At 71.8% G+C, this 16,862-nt stretch carries 13 protein-coding genes; 8 read left to right on the top strand and 5 right to left on the bottom strand.

Going from position 1 to position 16,862, the window contains the following annotated elements; genetic code table 11:
- Positions 1 to 39: 39 nt before the first annotated feature.
- The gene (locus tag KUM38_RS00640) at positions 40 to 1,689 is read left to right on the top strand and encodes a CdaR family transcriptional regulator (protein WP_217127253.1); all 1,650 of its coding nucleotides are present in this window, start codon (positions 40 to 42) and stop codon (positions 1,687 to 1,689) included.
- Between the two features lie 213 nt (positions 1,690 to 1,902).
- Positions 1,903 to 3,204 carry a diaminopimelate decarboxylase gene (locus tag KUM38_RS00635; protein ID WP_217127252.1) on the top strand — a complete coding sequence of 434 codons (1,302 nt, stop codon included), beginning with the start codon at positions 1,903 to 1,905 and terminating at the stop codon, positions 3,202 to 3,204.
- A 521-nt stretch (positions 3,205 to 3,725) separates the two neighbouring features.
- On the opposite strand, the gene KUM38_RS00630 is transcribed toward KUM38_RS00635, so the two are convergent.
- On the bottom strand, positions 3,726 to 4,277 hold the full coding sequence (locus KUM38_RS00630) for a DUF4232 domain-containing protein (protein ID WP_217127251.1): 552 nt from the start codon (positions 4,275 to 4,277) through the stop codon (positions 3,726 to 3,728).
- 578 nt (positions 4,278 to 4,855) lie between these two features.
- On the opposite strand from KUM38_RS00630, the gene KUM38_RS00625 reads away from it, so the two are divergent.
- Positions 4,856 to 6,826, top strand: coding sequence for an Ig-like domain repeat protein (locus KUM38_RS00625; protein WP_217127250.1), 1,971 nt, complete (start codon positions 4,856 to 4,858; stop codon positions 6,824 to 6,826).
- 163 nt (positions 6,827 to 6,989) lie between these two features.
- Here KUM38_RS00625 and KUM38_RS00620 read toward each other — a convergent pair whose 3' ends face one another.
- Positions 6,990 to 7,133 (bottom strand): WYL domain-containing protein, encoded by a 144-nt coding sequence (locus tag KUM38_RS00620; protein WP_217127249.1) that lies wholly within the window; start codon positions 7,131 to 7,133, stop codon positions 6,990 to 6,992.
- A gap of 587 nt (positions 7,134 to 7,720) precedes the next feature.
- On the opposite strand from KUM38_RS00620, the gene KUM38_RS00615 reads away from it, so the two are divergent.
- Together KUM38_RS00615 and KUM38_RS00610 are read left to right on the top strand one after the other, a co-directional pair.
- Positions 7,721 to 8,383 (top strand): hypothetical protein, encoded by a 663-nt coding sequence (locus tag KUM38_RS00615; RefSeq protein WP_217127248.1) that lies wholly within the window; start codon positions 7,721 to 7,723, stop codon positions 8,381 to 8,383.
- Positions 8,384 to 8,597: 214 nt separating this feature from the next.
- Positions 8,598 to 9,353, top strand: coding sequence for a calcium-binding protein (locus KUM38_RS00610; RefSeq protein WP_217127247.1), 756 nt, complete (start codon positions 8,598 to 8,600; stop codon positions 9,351 to 9,353).
- Between the two features lie 291 nt (positions 9,354 to 9,644).
- Here the strand turns inward: KUM38_RS00610 and KUM38_RS00605 are convergent, their stop codons facing one another.
- Positions 9,645 to 10,424: an SDR family oxidoreductase gene (locus KUM38_RS00605; protein WP_217127366.1), complete on the bottom strand. Its 780-nt coding sequence runs from the start codon at positions 10,422 to 10,424 to the stop codon at positions 9,645 to 9,647.
- Between the two features lie 123 nt (positions 10,425 to 10,547).
- Between KUM38_RS00605 and KUM38_RS00600 the strand changes: the two genes are divergently transcribed.
- On the top strand, positions 10,548 to 11,168 hold the full coding sequence (locus tag KUM38_RS00600) for a TetR/AcrR family transcriptional regulator (RefSeq protein WP_254396474.1): 621 nt from the start codon (positions 10,548 to 10,550) through the stop codon (positions 11,166 to 11,168).
- A gap of 176 nt (positions 11,169 to 11,344) precedes the next feature.
- On the opposite strand, the gene KUM38_RS00595 is transcribed toward KUM38_RS00600, so the two are convergent.
- Positions 11,345 to 11,962, bottom strand: a complete 618-nt coding sequence (locus KUM38_RS00595) for a TetR/AcrR family transcriptional regulator (protein WP_217127245.1) — start codon at positions 11,960 to 11,962, stop codon at positions 11,345 to 11,347.
- Between the two features lie 114 nt (positions 11,963 to 12,076).
- On the opposite strand from KUM38_RS00595, the gene KUM38_RS00590 reads away from it, so the two are divergent.
- Positions 12,077 to 12,988, top strand: coding sequence for an alpha/beta fold hydrolase (locus KUM38_RS00590; RefSeq protein WP_374227021.1), 912 nt, complete (start codon positions 12,077 to 12,079; stop codon positions 12,986 to 12,988).
- Between the two features lie 1,384 nt (positions 12,989 to 14,372).
- On the top strand, positions 14,373 to 14,906 hold the full coding sequence (locus KUM38_RS00585; protein WP_254396472.1) for a hypothetical protein: 534 nt from the start codon (positions 14,373 to 14,375) through the stop codon (positions 14,904 to 14,906).
- 33 nt (positions 14,907 to 14,939) lie between these two features.
- Here KUM38_RS00585 and KUM38_RS00580 read toward each other — a convergent pair whose 3' ends face one another.
- Entirely contained in the window at positions 14,940 to 16,655 is a 1,716-nt protein-coding gene (locus tag KUM38_RS00580) for a SpoIIE family protein phosphatase (protein WP_308408870.1), read from the bottom strand.
- Positions 16,656 to 16,862 lie beyond the last annotated feature (207 nt).

Below are 16,862 nucleotides of genomic sequence, written 5' to 3'. Positions count from 1 at the left end.
ACACTCACCGTCACGTGACGCACCGAAGTGGGGGGCCGGATGGCGCTGAACGAGAGGGCGGGGCAGGGGGACGGCACCGCGGCGGGACCGACGCTGGAGAGCCTGCTGTCGGTCATGGGGGCCGGTGCGCTGGAGCCGTACATGGCTCCCCGCGGTCTGGGGGTCGTGGTCGAGGGAGTCACCGTGCTGGACCCGCTGGAGGCGGGGCCGCCCCGGGGGCAGGTGGTGCTGGCCGTGGGCGTCGATCCGCACTCGGCCGCCGCCGTCGACGTCGTGCGCGGGGCCGCCGGATCGGGCGCGGCCGCGGTGGTCTTCGGGCCGGGAAGGTCGGGGCGGCCCCCGGAGGCGCTGCGGGCGGCCGTCGAGGACGCCGGTACGGCGGTGCTCTTCCGGACGGCGTGGTGCGGCTGGACCGAGCTGGTCGGCGCGCTGCGGGCCGGTCTGGTCCTGTCCGGGGTCCCCGCCGATCCGGCTGTGGCGGCTGTGCTGCCGGGCGACCTGAACGGGCTGGCCGACGCGGTGGCGGTCCTGGTGGGCGGCGCGGTGACGATCGAGGACGTGGAGTCCCGGGTCCTGGCGTACTCGTCCACGAAGGAGGACGTGGACGAGTTGCGCCGGCTGACGATCCTCGGCCGCCGGGTGCCGGAGTGGCGCGTGGCCGCCATGCGGGAGGCCGGGTTCTTCCAGGCGTTGTGGGGCTCGGGGGACGTCATCCACCGGCCGGCGCACGGGGAGAATCCCGAACGCCTGGTGGTGGCGGTCCGGGCGGGCGGGGAGATCCTGGGATCGATCTGGGTGGCGGCCGCGGGCGGTGACCTCCCGCCGCACGCCTCCGACACACTGCGGTCGGCGGCGCGGGCGGCCGCCGCACACCTGCTGCACCACCGGTCGCACCGCACGCACGCCCGACTGGTCGAGGACACGGCCCGTGCGCTGCTCGACGGACGGGGATCCGCCGAGGTACTGACCGAACGCACCGGGATACCGGCGCACGGGCACTGCGCGGTCCTGGCGGTACGTCCCGGAGCCTCCTGCAAGGGGGAGGAGACCGGAAGGCTGTGCGCCCTGCTGTCCGTGTGCTGCGGCGCGAACGGCCTCACGTCGGTGGTGGTGCCGGTCGACCAGGGGGCCCTGGTCCTGGTGGGCGCGCTGCACCAGGACGTGCGGCGGGCCGTCGAACAGGTCGCGCGTCTGGGGAAGTCACTGGTGCGGCAGGTGGCCGACGTGTTCGGGCCGGAGACGAGAATCGGTCTGGGCACGGTGGTCGACACCCTGGCGGCCCTGCCCGAGTCCCGCCGGTCGGCGGACCTGACACTGAGGGCCCTGCTCTCGGCGGGAGAGCACCGCACCGTCGCCTCCGCGGACGAGGTGGCCGAGTCGATCGCCCTGAACCAGATGCTGGACACGCTGACGGGACCGGCCCCGGCGCCGGAGACACCGGTGGCACGCCTGGTGGCGTTCGACGCCGGGAACGGCGGGGGCACCCTGGTGCGGACCCTGCGGGTGTACCTGGACCACTTCGGCCATGTGCCGGACACCGCCCGGGCGCTGGGGGTGCACGCGAACAGCCTGAGGCACCGGATCAGCCGGATCACCGAGGTGTCCGGGCTCGACCTCCGCAGTCCGGACGCCCGGCTCCTCGCCCAGCTGCAACTGCGCCTCCTCGAGCGCGGGGGCCGGGAGGCGTGAGCCCTCGGGCGCCGCCACGAAGAAGGGGCGGCTTCTTCGTGCCCGGGCACAACGGCGGCTGCGCCACGTCCGCGGTTTCGCTCCGCGGTGAGAACCGCGCGGCGGAACACCGGGACTCCCGACGAAGACACCCGCACCGCCGCGACGGGAGTCTGGTGGTCCGCCCCACGGCGATCGTGGGGCGGTGAGACCCCGGCTCAGGGAGGGTGCACGATGAGTGGTTCCGACAAGGCCGACCGGCGTGAACGGATTCTGCGGGCAGCCGTACAACAGGGACTCCTGGAACCCGAGACGGCCGTACTGGCCGGGTTCGTCGACCTCGACGGCGTCAACGAGACCGTCACGTCCCTGCGGAGCGCGTTCCCCGACTCCCTCCGGGTCCTGCACGCGTTCGCGGCCAAGGCGAACTGCCTGGTTCCCGTACTCGAGGAACTGCGCCTGAGCGGCATGGGCTGCGAGGTCGCCAGCGCGGGCGAACTCGCCCAGGCGCTGGAGGCGGGCTTCGCACCCGAGCACATCGTGTTCGACTCCCCTGCCAAGACGCGGGCCGAACTGGCCCGGGCCCTGAGCCTGGGGGTCGCGGTGAACGCGGACAGCTTCCAGGAACTGGCGCGGCTGGACGAGATCCTGGCGGCCCGCCGTTCCGACTCGCGGATCGGCGTGCGCGTCAACCCCCAGGTCGGCGCCGGCTCGATCACCGCCATGAGCACCGCCACCGCGACCTCGAAGTTCGGCATCCCCCTGGAGGACGAGGGCAACCGACGACGACTGCTCCAGACGTACCGGGACCGCCCCTGGCTCACCTGGGTGCACACGCACGTCGGCTCACAGGGCTGCCCCCTGGACCTGATCGCCCGGGGCATCGCGAAGGCGGTGGAGTTCGCCGAGGAGATCAACGCCCACCTCGGCCACCGGCAGGTCACCGGCATCGACATCGGGGGCGGACTGCCGGTCAACTTCGCCGACGACGAGACGACGCCCGGCTTCGACACCTACGTGGACCACCTGCGCGAACACGCGCCGGCCCTGTTCTCGGGCGAGTACGAGATCGTCACCGAGTTCGGCCGCTCCGTGCTGGCCAAGAACGGGTTCACCGCCGCGTACGTCGAGTACACCAAGACCGTCGGCGGACGTCCCATCGCGATCACCCACGCCGGAGCACAGGTCGCCACGCGGACGGTGTTCGCCCCCGACGCGTGGCCCCTGCGGATCGAGGCCCACGATCCCCACGGCCGGGCCAAGCACGGCCGACCCGTACGGCAGGACATCGCGGGCCCGTGCTGCTTCGCCGGTGACCTGCTGGCACGCGACCGGGCGCTGCCCCTCCTCGACGTCGGCGACCTCGTCGTCGTCCCGGACACCGGCGCCTACTACTTCTCCACGCCCTTCCACTACAACAGCCTGCCCGAACCCGCCGTGCACGGCGCCCGTATCGACGCCGACGGCCGGGTCACCTTCCGGCTGCTCCGCCCCGCGCAGGCCGCCCACCCGATCCCGGCCCTCGCCGGACGGTGACGCCGGCTCTGCCGCGTACCCCGCCAGAACCCCGATCGCAGCCACTCGGGCCGGCGCGACCCGAGCGACCGTGCCCGGCTGCCCGGGGAGAACCACCACACCGAGGAAGGCAGGTGCAACCGCCATGAAAGTACGGCGCGCCCGCTCAGGGTGCTCCACGGAGAAAGCGGCACCCCCGGGCCGACGGAAGGTCACCGGACGACGGCTGTCCGCCGCGGGGGCGCGCTGCGGCCGGGCGACGTGTGATGCCGCGCGGTGGATCTCACGCCGCCGCCGCATCGCGGCCGACCAGTTCCTCCGGGGCGCGTGCTACGGAGCGGGCACGGCCGTGGTGGGTCTGCTGGCGGTGTGGGCGCAGACCCGCTGACGGCGGGGAAGCCCCGGACCGACAGTCCGGGGCTTCCTCCACGGCCGGCGGACGACGCGAATCGAACTCGCGCTCCCTGCCCGGGAAGCGAGGGCGCCCGCGCCTGCCGTACGGCCCTGCCGCGCACCGCGCCTGCCCGGGGACGCCGGGGCGGTCACCAGGAGAGGGCGTCCGCCGCGTTGTCCTGCCAGTAAGTGACCGTGGCGGCGCTGTTGAAGAAGACACCGCCGTTCGGCAGCTTCAGGGTCTTCTCCTTGCCGGTCGCGCCGCCCTTCTTGTCGGTGAGGATCACGCCCAGGGTCTTCTCGGCGCCGCCCCCTGCACCGTCGGGGGAGTACGTCAGGACGCCCGCGTAGGCGGACTGACCGGGCTTGAGCATCACCACGGCCTGCGGCGTGGTCTCCCGGGCCCACGGCAGCGGGGCCTGGGCGTCGGCGCCGGCCCTCAGGTAGGGGGCGCTGTAGGCGTAGCAGGGCTTGGCACCGGTGTTGGTGGCCTTGAGCAGCAGGTGGTTGATCGGACGGGACACCTCGGTGACGGTCAGCTTGGTGTTCGCCGCGGTGCAGGTGACGACCGAGGGGGTCTGCTTCGTGGCGGCGGAGGCCGTCTGCCCGGCGGCGGCCTGGATGCCGACGAGCGCGAGGGCGGCGGCGACGACCATGGAGGAGGCGGCCGAGCGGGAGAGGAGACGAGTGGCTGTACGCATGACGGAGCTGCTTTCTCTGAGTATCGGAAAGACGGTCTTCTGGCCGTGACCTGTGTCGGTCGGTCTTGTCCCGGCCGTGCTGCCCCGGCCGTGCTGCCCGGGGCGCGGTGCGCAGGAAGCGCGGGCCGTGCGGGCGGAGTCGAGCGGGCGGAGTTGAGCGGGGCCGGTCACCGTGTCCGGCGAGGCGCCGTTCTCGGATGGCCCAAGCCTGTGCCATGCGGCGTCCCAGCTGCCATTCCTCCCGGCCATTCTGGAACGCTGGGATGCGCGAACCGGCTCTGACCTGGGAGAACGTGACCTTCCTGGGAAGCCGGACGGAATGGAGGACGGGGCGGGGCGGCTGAGGGGACCGCTGATGTCGCCGCGCCGCACACCGACCGGGCGGGCGCGACACCCCACGGCATGCCCGTCGGCCCGCCCCGTCAAGTCGCCTTAATACGGTCCTCAGTTGTCACTCGCATGTCATACGCTGCGGTTTCGGCAGCGTCCGGACACCCTTCGTCGGGTGAGGGGGAACACGCGGCCGTTCGTTTTCGCCCGGTGGACACCGGGCTTCCTCTGTGGGGGTTCACATCACTGTGCGCAGGCGCAGCATCGCGACCGCGACGGCACTCGCGGTCGTCCTCAGTTCCGCGGCCCTGGTAGGGGGCGCGGCGAGTCCGGCAGCGGCCGACTCCGCGAAGGTCCTTCCGGTGAAGTCGGTCGGCGACATCGTCGTGGACGGTGCCCACCAGCGGGTCTACGTCTCCGACCCGACCGGCGGCACGATCGTCGTCACCGACTACAGCGGCACCGTGAAGGCGACCCTGACCAGCCTCTCCGGCGTGACCGGCCTGGCGCTGTCCGCCGACTCCGGGCAGGTGTACGCGGCCGTGAAGGACGGCAACCGGATCGTCTCGGTGGAGACGAGCACGTACACCCGGACCGCGAGCCACCCGGTGGGCGTGACTCCCGGCGATCTGGAGGTGGTGGACGGCCGGATCTGGTTCGCCCACGGCACGGACTTCGGCTCGCTGGACATCTCCGGCCCCGAACCCGTCGTCCACCTCGCCCAGCGGGGCGACATCGGCTTCTCCGGCGCCTTCGGGATGTTCCTGGCGTCCGACCCGGCCGTCCCGGGCGTCCTGGTGGCCGGCAACGGTGGCGACCTCGCCGTCTACGACGTCTCGGCCGACGGGGCCGCACTGCGGGTCAAGGGCGCCATGGACACTGCCGTGAAGCAGCTGGACCTGACGCCCGACGGCAAGCAGGTCCTCACCTCGTGGGGCGACCCGGGGTACGGCTACGGCCTCGGCTCCTACTCGACCGCCGACCTCACCGAGCAGTCGGGCTACCCCATCGACGCCTACCCGAACGCCGTGCGGGTCGCGCCCGACGGCAGCGTCGCGGGGGGCAGCTCCTCCTGGTACGACCCCGACGTCCACATCCACCGGCCCGGCGACCCGGTGCCGGTGCGGGAGTACGACTTCCCCAACACCGGCAACAGCAGCGGCGCCGACACCCTCGTGGACGGAGCGCTCGCCTGGGCGCCGGACTCGAGCCGGGTCTTCGCCGTCTCCGTGAACACCCACGGCACCTACACCCTGCGCGCCCTGACCGACCCCACCAAGGAACTGCCCGCCCTCAAGGTGTCGGCCCCCGCCACGTCGGAACGGGCCAAGAAGCTCACCGTCACCGGCAAGCTGACCTCCAGGACGCCCCTCCCCTCCGGCACCGGCCTGAAGGTGACCCGCACGGACGTCGAGTCGCCGAAGGGCAAGGAGCTGGCCGCCGTCAGGACGAAGGCGGACGGCAGCTTCTCCTTCACGGACACCCCGCCCGCCGGCGGCAAGGTCACCTACAAGGTCTCCTACGCGGGCGACGCCACGCACGCCCCGGCCTCCGGCTCGGACACGGTGGACGTCTCGCGCAAGGCGACCGTGCTGAGCCTGAACAACAACGGCAAGCTGTACTCGTACGGCAAGAAGGTCACCTTCACCGCGCACCTCGGCACGACGTACAAGAACCGCACCGTCTCGATCTACGCGGACCCCTTCGGCTCCGACAAGCCGAAGAAGCTGCTGAAGACGGCCAAGGTCAACTCCAAGGGCAACCTGTCGGCGACCGTCACCATGACCCGCGACACCACCGTCTCCGCGGTCTTCACCGGCGACGCCCGCTACGCCTCGAAGACCGTGAAGTCCACGGGGTACGCCCAGGCGAAGGTCTCCACCTCCGTCTCCAAGCACTACAAGACGGGCAAGATCGGCTCCACGACGTACCACTACTTCCGCAAGAACACCGATCCGGTGTTCACCACCACCATGAACTACTACGAGGGCCGCGAGCAGCGCTTCCAGCTCCAGGTCTACTACCAGGGCGCCTGGCACGACTCCACCCCCGAGTACTTCGCCCTGGGCACCAACGGCAAGTCGGCCGTGCGCCTGGAGGCACCGGGCGAGTCCGGCATCCGTGCCCGCATGCGCTCGTCGTACATCAACGGCTCCTCCGGCGACACCGTCAACTCCACGACGCACGGCGCCTGGAAGTACTTCACCTTCACCAAGTAGTCCGCCACCGGCCGCCGGTACGGCCCCGGACCCCACCGGGTCGTACCGGCGACGGCGGCGATGCGTTCGACGTCCCGGACGTGGTGCGGAAGGGGCGTTCTCCGAGTCCGGACGGTGGCGGCCCGCGCGGGCGTCCGCGAAGCCGCCGCTCGGGAATCGCCGCTCAAAAATCGCCGTGGAGATCGCTCAACTCGGCGACGACACGGGCCATCTCCGTACGGGCCTCGGGAGGCCCGACGACCTGGACGTCGGTGCCGAACCGCAGCAGGCGGCGGACCGCTTCCACGACGGGGTGGACGACCTCCACCCGCAGCCGGTCGTGCGGTCCTCCACCTCGCGGCGCGGGCCGTGCCAGACCTGGTCCGGCTCCACACCGGGGCGGCGGTGCGCCGCGGCCTCGACGTGTGGCGTTCGGCTGCACCCGTAGGGCTCGTGGGGAGCCGTCCCGGACGTCGCCCGGCGGAAGCCGTGCGAATGATCCTGTGAATGTCATCGGCGCCACCCGCCACGGTGCCGAATTCCAAGGGTCGGGCTGCGATCTCCTTGCTTCTGAACAAGCGAAAAGAGTTCGTGAGCGGGTTGGTGAACCCTCGCGTAATTCGAGGTTAAATCACTGCCGGAACTCGCGCACCACCGTTTACATTGGCGCGGCTGCGCCACGTGGCGCAGCCGCTGCCGAAGTGCCCGGGGAGGGGCGCCGACCGCAGTCGTCGGGGGGCGAGAGATACGGGAGGGGCCCGCTGCGTGTCGGGGAAATCAACCGGCGCGCGTGAAGCGGCTTGTGCTCTTTGTGCCGTTGATCTTCCGGGAAACGGCTGGAAACCCGTCGTGGGCCCACCGTCTCGCCGTGCCCAGAATCCGTTCCATGAATGGTGAGGAAAAGCTGTGAGACGCATGACCCCCGTCCTTTTGTCCCTCAGCGCCCTGCTGGTGGCCTCCGCCTGGGCCGCACCCGCGGCCGGAGCGGCCCCGCAGGCCGACCGGCCGGCGGCCGTCCCCAGCGGGTGGGAGAAGGTCGACGCCACCGAGCTGACGCACATTGCCCAGAACACGGACGCCCGGCAGGCGCCGCTCGCCGCCGGCGACGACGTCTCCACCCAGGCCGAGGAGCCCGAGCTGCTGGCCATGCAGTCGCTCCGCAACGAGAAGTTCGTCGCCACGGAGAAGACGTACCCCGCTCCCGACACCGGTGTGCTTCGGGCCCGTTCCGCCGCGTACAACGGCTCCTGGGAGGGCTTCGCCTTCGAGTGGGACGAGACCACCAGTACGTACGCGCTGAAGTCCCTGGCCAACGACCGCTACGTGGCGGTCGAGAAGAACTTCACCGGCAGCGCGCAGAACGAGCTGCGCGCCCGCTCCACGAGCGTGGGCGGCTGGGAGCGGTTCGTCCTCTACTACAACGAGAGCCAGGACCGCTGGGCGCTCCAGTCCACGCTGAACGGCCTCTTCGTCTCCATGGAGAACAGCTACACCGGCTCGCTCCAGTACGTCCTGCGCGCCCGCTCCGGCGAGATCTCCGGCTGGGAAGAGTTCAACCTCTACAGCCTCGAGGCCTGACACCCGCGCGTCCGGCACAAGCGGTGGCGAGACCGCCGGGCGGATCATCCCCGTGAGGCGCGTGCGGGCGGGGATCAGGATGAACGACAAGAAGGCCCGGGTCGGTGATCCGGGCCTTCCCCCTGGAGCGGGCGACGAGAACCGAACTCGCGCTCTCAGCCCGGGAAGCGCCGGAGCTTGGGCACCCACATGGCTGCTGATCTGCACGGATTCGTTGTACCACCGTAGGCGTATCACCAGGGCGTTCGCGGGCCCGGCGCCCCACGGTGACGAGACGGCGGGGGCGACCCGTATCTCGAACGTCGTGGTCAACGGGGGCAAGCGGGTCGAGCTGACCGACGCGCCGCTGCAGGAGTTCAAGGCGAGGTTCACCGCAACCGACCCGTCGGGGATCGCGAGCGGGGACATGTACCTGTACAAGGGCTCGTACGACACTCCCGACGCCGTCCTCTACGGCACCTGGCCGGCGACCTGCACCGAGGTCAGCGCGACCACCTCCACCTGTGAGGCGCACTTCGCCTACATCCAGCCGCGCTGGGCCCTCGGCCGCAACTCCTTCGCCGGCACCTGGAAGTTGGCCGCCTGGGCCGAGTCCGCGGACCGCACGGGCCATGTCGATCTGCACGCCGCCAAGTCGGTCTCCGTCGTGCGGGACGCGACGCTGACAGTCAACGCGGCTCCCGAACCGGTCGCCAAGGGCAAGACCCTCACCGTCACCGGCAAGCTCGCCCGCGCGGACTGGGAGACGCGCGGCGGTTACCACGGCTACACCGGTCAGAAGGTGAAGCTGCAGTTCCGTAAGAAGGGGACGTCCACCTACACGACGGTCAAGACGATCACCACTGACAGCTCCGGTGCGTTGAAGACCACGGTGAAGGCGTCGACGGACGGTTACTGGCGCTACACCTTCGCCGGCACGTCCACCACCGCACCCGCCACCGCCTCGGGCGATTACGTCGACGTCCGCTGACCCCGCGGACCCCGCCGGGTTCCTGCTCGACGAGCCGGAACCCGGCGACAGCCCTCACACGAGTGGCGGCGCCCACCGACAGGGGCCGATCACTTCCCGTCGGCACAACGGCGGGCGCGCTCCCGATGCGACCAAGTCCGATGCGGGCGTCCGGGCTGTTACGCGTTGCACCGTGGAGCCCGTGCGCCACGGCGTGGCCCACTGTGGTGAGCGGCCACTGCGAAGCGGCTGAGACGGCCTCGAGGTGCCGGCGCCGGTCTCCCTCCGCCGGTCGTGGCCGGCTCCGTACTGTCAGACGCGCGGTCCGAGGAACAGGCCACCGCTTGCGTCGATGACCTGCCCGGTGATCCAGCGCGCCGCGTCGGAGGCGAGGAACGCGACCACGTCGGCGACATCGTCGGGCCTGCCCAGCCGATCGAGCGCCGTCGTGCCGGCGATGAGTTCCGCCAGGCCCGGTGCTTCGAAGAACGATCCGTTGGCCGCGGTCCGAGTGGCGCCGGGAGCGACCGCGTTCACCGTGATTCCCCGTACTCCGAGCTCGTTGGCCAAGGTCATGCTCATCGTCTCGACCGCTCCCTTCGTCATGGCGAAGGAGGTCTGGGAGGGGTTGGCCATCCGGGTCGCCACGGAGGAGATCGTGATGATGCGGCCACCGTCGGGGAGCAGGTCCAGTGCTCGCTGGATGATGAAGTACGGCGCTCGCACGTTCACCGCGAAGAGGTGGTCGAACTCCTGGCGCGTCGTGGCCCCGAGGGGGCCGGCGGGCGCGGCTGCCGCGTTGTTGACGAGGATGTCGAGCGGCCGTCCGGCCAATGCGGCCTCGACTCCCGCGAAGAGCGTGTCGACGTCGTCCTCCACGCCCAGTTCCGCTCGGACGGTGACCGCGGTTCCACCGGCACGCTCGATCTCGTCGGCCGTCGCCGCCGCACCGACCTCGTCCGCGCCGAAATGCACGATGACCGCGGCCCCGTCCGCCGCCAACCGGACCGCGATCGCTCGGCCTATGCCGCGCGACGCACCGGTCACCAGAGCCGTCCTGCCGGCGCCGGCCAGGTCGTTCACCGCGTTCATGCCCCACCCCGCATTCTTGTGAGTCACTACCAATATGGTAGTGACTACCAGTCAGGTAGGGTCTACCACATGGCGGGCCACCACTCAACACTGCGAGCACAACGGCGAGCGGAGACGCAGCGCATGATTCAGGCGCTCGCGGTGCGACTGTTCACCGAGCGCGGATACGACGCCACGACCGTGACCGACGTCGCCGAAGCCGCAGGCGTGTCGCCCATGACCGTGTACCGGCACTTCCCCACGAAGGAAGACCTGGTGCTCGTCGACCGGAACGGCCCGCTCGTCGCCGAGCGGATCGCCGCCTCGTCCGCCGCGCGGCCTCTGGTCCGCCGTATCGGCGGTGCGCTCGTCGACGCGGCCGCGACGTTGACCGGCGGCGGCCGCCCGGACGACCCCACGGCGGGTGAGAAGTTCCTGCTCGCCCGCCTCCGGCTCATGATCTCGACGCCTGCCCTGCGCGCCAGGCACCTGGACAACCACTACGCCCTTCAGCAGGCGATCGTCGATGCCCTCGGGGACGATGTCACCGATCCCGACGCGGCGTTCCGCGCCCGAGCGGCGGCCGGCGCCTGTCTGGCCGCCATGCACACGGCACTGGTGCGCTGGGCCGAGGACGACGGACGGACCGAGCTTCCCGGCCTGATCGCGCAGGCGCTCGTCGCCGCCTTCGGCGCCGACGTCGTCGACATCGGCCGGTCGGGTGAGGAGAACCCGCGACGCCACGGCGAGGGGGGCGGCTCGTGACCACTCCGCCCTGACCTCGACGCGGCTGGAAGCCGGACGATCGCGCCGTACGAGCCTCTCGACGCGACCACCCGACCACCGGAGGCGCACGGCGCGCCGCGGGCGAAGGAAGCGTTCCACGCACGCGCCCGCCGCTACCGGGCACCCGGGAAGCAGGACCGCGAACGGCTCTTGCGTCAGCCGGCCGCGTCGACCGTGCGGAAGATGCGGTCGAGATGGTCGTCCAGGACCGCGGCGGCGGACTCGGGACTGCGCTGACCGGCGAGGATGCTGGTGCCGAGCCCCGCGGACATCGCAAGCAGGCCGGCCGCCGCCAACTGCGCGTCCACGCCGGGCCGCAGCAGATCCGCCGCCTGTGCCCGCCGGAGGATGTCGGCCACGGCGCCTTCGGCGGCGTCAGGGTTCCTGATGAAGGGCTGCGCCGCGAGCGTCCGGTCGGTCACGGCCAGAACGGCGTACGAGGTGTAGAGGTGGTGGAAGGTGCGGCTCTCCTCGTCGGTCGGCAGCGCCGTCATCAACAGCGCCTCGACCGTCGCGCGCGGCCCCGGAGCGTCCCCGGCGGCTCGGATGCGGGCGGAGAGCCGCTCCCCGAACTTCCGGGTCAGGTGCTCCAGTCCGAAGAGCAGCAACTTCTCCTTGGTCTCGAAGTAGTACTGCACCAGCCGCAGTGACACGCCTGCCTCGGCTGCCACATCGCGCATCCCCACGGCATGCAGCCCGCGTCGCCCGGCGACCCGGACGAGCGCCTCCGCCATCTCGGTGCGCCGTTCCGCATGGTCCACGCGCTTGGGCATCGGCTGGTTCTCCGCTCCTCGTCCGCTGCGCCCTCGCAGGGCCTCTTGATGATACAGCCGTATCAACATCGTGGTACGTTCGTACCACGAAACCGAGACCTTCCGGAGGTGGCCGTGTCCGAGACCACTGCCCGCACCCAGGCCGACGTCGGCCGCTATGTGAGCGACGCGTGGCGCGACCGCTACTTCGCCGCGTGTGACGCCGTCTACGCGTTGGGGGCACCCGCCCTCGCGGAACAGGACGTGGAGACCTCGTTCGGCACCACCCACGTGTACCGCTACGGGCCCACCGACCCCGCGGCCCGGTCCCGCACCCCGATCGTCCTGGTGCACGGAGCGGGCTCCTGCTCCGCCATGTGGTACCCGAACACCCCCGCCCTCAGCGCCGACCGCCCCGTCTACGCCGTCGACACCCCGGGTGATCCCGGACGCAGCGTGCAGCGGGAGCCGATCCACCAGCCCGAACGGGCCGCGCAGTGGCTGGACGAGACGCTCGACGGGCTCGGGCTCGAACGCGTTCACCTCGTCGGCACCTCGTACGGAGGCTGGCTCGCCCTGAACCAGGCGCACCGCAGGCCCGAACGCCTCGCCTCGGTCACCCTGCTCGACCCGGGCGGCCTGGAGAAGGTGGGGCTGCGCTTCTTCGTCTGGATCTTCGCCGGCCTCTTCGCGACGTTCGCACCCAAGGCGCTGCGCCCGCGGCTGGCGGCCTGGCTGGAACAGCCGGTCCTGGTCATGCCCGAGCTGCGCACGATGATCAGGACGGCCGTCCGCGCCTACCGCATCCGTCGCCCGGCACCGCTTCCCCTGTCCGAGGCGGAACTGTCCACCATCCGCACGCCCCTCTACCTGGTGCTCGGCAAGCGCAGCCTCCTGCTGCACCCCGAGCGGCAGAGGGAACGCGTTCCACGCCTGATACCGGGCGCCCGTGCCGAGATCATCACCGGCACCGGGCACGGACCTCAGATCGACCACGCGGAGGAGATGAACCGCAGGATGCTGGACTTCATGGCCTCCGTCGACTGACGACCGCCGAGCCGCGCATGCGGTCGGGCCGAGGTGAACGCGGCGAACCCGCGGGTCGGTGGCGTCCGGCGGCGCCGGAAGCGGTGAAGCCGTCGCGGGGGGCGGAGAACTCGTGCCCTCCGCGTGCCCGGTAAAGCAGAAGCCCCGGGCCGCTGACCTGGGGCTTCGATAAGAGCGGGTGACGAGAGTCGAACTCGCGCTCTCAGCTTGGGAAGCGACGGCGCTTGCGGGGGTGCGTGGGGTCTGACCTGCGCGTGCGCGGTGTGAAGTCCCATGCCTTCAGCCCGGATCGCACCGTGGTGGACCGTGGTTCTCCGTACTCGTCGCAGTGGAAGCGCCGGCGCAGCGGGCGCGCCACCCGTCGGGCGACTTCGGGGACGACGGCGATGGTGGCCTCAGCCCTGTCGCGCGGCTTGGCCTCGATGCCCCGCGGAGGTCGGCGTCTTGTGCGTGGTCCGGTCCCGACGGCGGCGCGGTCGGAAGCGTCCCCGACCGCCGTCGCGATGGTCACGACGCTCGTGCGGGGTGGCCGGGGCGGAGGATGGTGGGGGCGGCGCGGTGGTGTCGGCGGCGCGGTCGGGGGCGGCCTGGCGGCCTGGACGGAAACGGCTGTAGGAACGCATGGCGACCCTTTCGGCGTGCGCCGAGTTGAGCCGGTGGATCACGTACGCTCCGCCCGCGACAAGCACGAGGAAGGCGGCGATGGTGAGGGCGGTGTTCATGGCGTTCGTTCACTGCCTGACGGTCGGCCGACCGCGAGACGCGCTCGGGAGGAGTAGGTCTGCCGTCCCCCGTGCGTGTGGCGGCGGTGACGTGGCGGGGCCGGTGGTGAAGAGCAGAAATACGGCTCTGCGCGGGTCGGGCTCCGGCCACACGCCGGCGGCGGGTGACGTGTCGAGGGGCGAGGCCATCGCTCTGACCTGTCTCCGGAAACTCCTGCGGTTGCGCGGGCTTTCCGGCGGAGTGTCTCGCCGAGGACGAGACCGGCGCGTGAGCCGGTGTGCGACATGCCCTCGGTACGTCCACCGTACTCCCGCGCGCCCTCGTCCGCGGCGGAGCGGACGGCATCGCCGTACCCGCCTCGGCGTTCTCGGCCACCGTCGGCCCACAAGGGGTGAGGCCCCGGGAGTACGGTGGAAGGCACCGAGGGCATGTCGCGCGCCGGTCCGACACCGGCGCCGCTCTCGGCGACCGACGACGCCGGGCCGGATCCGCCCGTGCCCGGGGCAGGGTTTGCCTCATGACCGTGAACATGCCGGTTCCGCCGACCATCACAGAGTTCCTCGGGCGACCCGACGACCCGGACCGGCGCGGTACGCGGAAACCCGGCCCGTCAAGTCCGGAGCGCGGCTCTTCGCCCCGCGAGGGGCAACGCGTCCGTCCGTTGACCAGGCGTCAGATCGAGGACCATCTGCAGGAGCTGGGCGATCTGTACGCGGAGACGTCCGGCGGCGGCCCCTGGGCGTGGAACCAGGCCCGCGGCGCCTTCCTGCGGCGGCTGGCGGCAGACGTACGGCGACCGGGATTCGAGTTGCTGATCGCGGAGACCACCGCGCTGACCGGCTGCGCGTACGGGTTTCCCGTACGCGGCGACGGTCCCTGGTGGGAGGGCTTCGACGGGTACCTTCCGGGGAGGCTGCTCCGGCTCGCCGCCGCCGGACGCCTCTTCGTGATCTCCGGCATCCACGTTCCGTCCCGCGTACGCAGGCAGAACCAGGACCGTGCCTGGAACCTCGCCCGGCGACTGCAGAAACGGCTGCTCACCGACCACGGTGCCGCCGTCGCCGTCACGCTGGTGAACAGCTCCGACCACAGGACCGTCGAGGCGCTGCGGTCCTGGGGGTGGCGGTACGTCGAAGGCGACACACCTCGGACGGCCCCACTCGGTCCGTTCCGCGTCCTGGTTCTCGAGACCTGAGCGCCACGTCCCGCGCCGGCGCCGTCACGGTGCTCACGGCGACGGCAGCCGCAGGGCGAGCAGGGCCACGTCGTCGGTGCTGCCGGGCGGCATGCGGGCGAGCAGTTGCTCGCACAGCGTGTCCAGCGGTTCGTGGGCGAGCGCGAGGGCGTGGCGGCGCAGACGGGCGAGGCCGGTGTCGAGGTCGCTGCCGGGAATCTCGATCAGGCCGTCGGTGTAGAGCAGCAGGGTGGAACCCGGCGGCAGGGGCTGCGCGGCGTTCGGCCGACTGCCACCGGTGCCCGGACCGGCGCCGAGGAGGAGTCCCTGCCCGGCTTCGAGGTACTGCGCCTGTCCGTCCTGAGTCAGCAGAAGGGGCGGCGGATGCCCGGCACTGGTCCACCGCAGCGTCCACGGGCCGGTGCGCGGGCTGCCTTCGAGCAGGGCGAGGACGAGGGTGGCCATGGGGACGGTGGTGATGGCGGGCAGGGCGTCGTCGAGGCGGTCGACGACGGCACCGGGCGGGCCGGTGTGGTCCCAGGCCAGTGACCGCAGGATGCCGTGCAGCTGTGCCATGCCGGCCGCGGCGGTGAGGTCGTGGCCCACGACGTCACCGATGACCAGCGCGAGCGTGCCGTCCTTCAGCTCGAAGGCGTCGTACCAGTCGCCGCCGACCTGGGAGCCGGCCGGGGCGGGCTGGTAGCGGGCGGCCAGTCGCAGACGGCCGTGCCGGGGCAGCGGGGCGAGCAGGTTGTGCTGCATGGCCTCGGCGACGGCACGCTGGCGGCCGAACCGGCGGGCGTTGTCGATGACCAGGCCGACCCGGCGGCCGATGTCGCCCACCACTTTCAGGTCGTCGGTGTCGAAGGGTGACGCCGGGTCGGTGCGCACCAGCGTCAGGGCGCCGGTGACCTGACGAGCGGAGCCCAGCGGCACCGTGATGGTGGAGGTCGCGCCCACCGCCCGCAGGAAGCCGCTGTGGACGGCGGCCAGGGCGGAGCCGGTCGGTGCGGTCATGTCCGCCTCGCGCTGCAGGACGGGATCACCACCGTTCAGCACGTGGACCAGCGGAGAGCGGGCCGCCGTCTCGGCCTCGGGCAGGCGCTCGCACCAGTCCTCCTGTACGGCGTCGCGGCCCCCGGGACCCGTCACCGCCACGCGGTGGACCTGTCCGGAACCGACCCGCAGGTCCACCGCCGCCCAGCCGGCGAGGCGGGGAACCAGCAGGCGGCCCAGCCGGGCGAGGGCCTCGTCGATCCCCAGTGTCTGACCGAGCACGTCGGTGATCTCCGCCACCAGCGTCAGCCGCTCGGTGAGGTCCTCCAGAGCACGCGTATAGGCCGCACGCTCCCGACGCGCGCTGCGGTCACCGACGGCGTCGGTCAACAGCACGGCCATGCCCTTGAAGGCGCCGTCGTCCGTCAGGGGAGAAGCGGACCAGGAGATCGCGGTCAGACGGCCGTCACCGCGCAGACAGATGTCGCCCTCCCCCCGTGCCTCGGCCCTCTCGGCCAGGGACCGCAGCAGCGGGCACTGTCCCCGGGGGACCAGGCCGCCGGCCGCGTCCCGGTGCAGCAGGTCGTGTGCGTCCTCCCCGCGCATCGCGGCGGCGGCACGGCCCAGCAGGCGCTCGGCGGCCGGGTTGACCGCGAGAATCCGTCCGGCGGGGTCCACCACGATCAGGGCCGTGCCCAGCCGTCCGACGACCTGCCGCCAGAAACCCGGCTCGGCCGCCGACCGCCACCGGCCCTCGTCTCCCACGTCCTCCACCCTGCCGCCTCTCCAGTCGTGCGAACCCTCGCCGAAGACCGCGGGCGCGTCGGCAGGCCGACACACCAGTGGGTCGATGATCCCCCGAGCTGACAGCGATGCGGAGTACGACCTGCTCGGGTGTGTGTCCGAGCGGCGGGCCCGGGCATGCTCCGCGCTGCGGGTGTCGGTGACGTCGCCGGTCGCCTCCTCGTCGGGCATCAACCG

This window comes from Streptomyces sp. AC558_RSS880 (assembly GCF_019049255.1).
GTDB lineage: Bacteria > Actinomycetota > Actinomycetes > Streptomycetales > Streptomycetaceae > Streptomyces.
This window is presented reverse-complemented; position numbering and strand designations above follow the sequence as displayed.

What these genes read in the sequence shown, in the direction of transcription:
- KUM38_RS00640 (WP_217127253.1), top strand. Translation starts at nt 40, where the DNA reads ATGGCGCTGAACGAGAGGGCGGGGCAGGGGGACGGCACCGCGGCGGGA.
- KUM38_RS00635 (WP_217127252.1), top strand. Translation starts at nt 1,903, where the DNA reads ATGAGTGGTTCCGACAAGGCCGACCGGCGTGAACGGATTCTGCGGGCA.
- KUM38_RS00630 (WP_217127251.1), bottom strand. Translation starts at nt 4,277, where the DNA reads ATGCGTACAGCCACTCGTCTCCTCTCCCGCTCGGCCGCCTCCTCCATG.
- KUM38_RS00615 (WP_217127248.1), top strand. Translation starts at nt 7,721, where the DNA reads ATGACCCCCGTCCTTTTGTCCCTCAGCGCCCTGCTGGTGGCCTCCGCC.
- KUM38_RS00605 (WP_217127366.1), bottom strand. Translation starts at nt 10,424, where the DNA reads ATGAACGCGGTGAACGACCTGGCCGGCGCCGGCAGGACGGCTCTGGTG.
- KUM38_RS00600 (WP_254396474.1), top strand. Translation starts at nt 10,548, where the DNA reads ATGATTCAGGCGCTCGCGGTGCGACTGTTCACCGAGCGCGGATACGAC.
- KUM38_RS00595 (WP_217127245.1), bottom strand. Translation starts at nt 11,962, where the DNA reads ATGCCCAAGCGCGTGGACCATGCGGAACGGCGCACCGAGATGGCGGAG.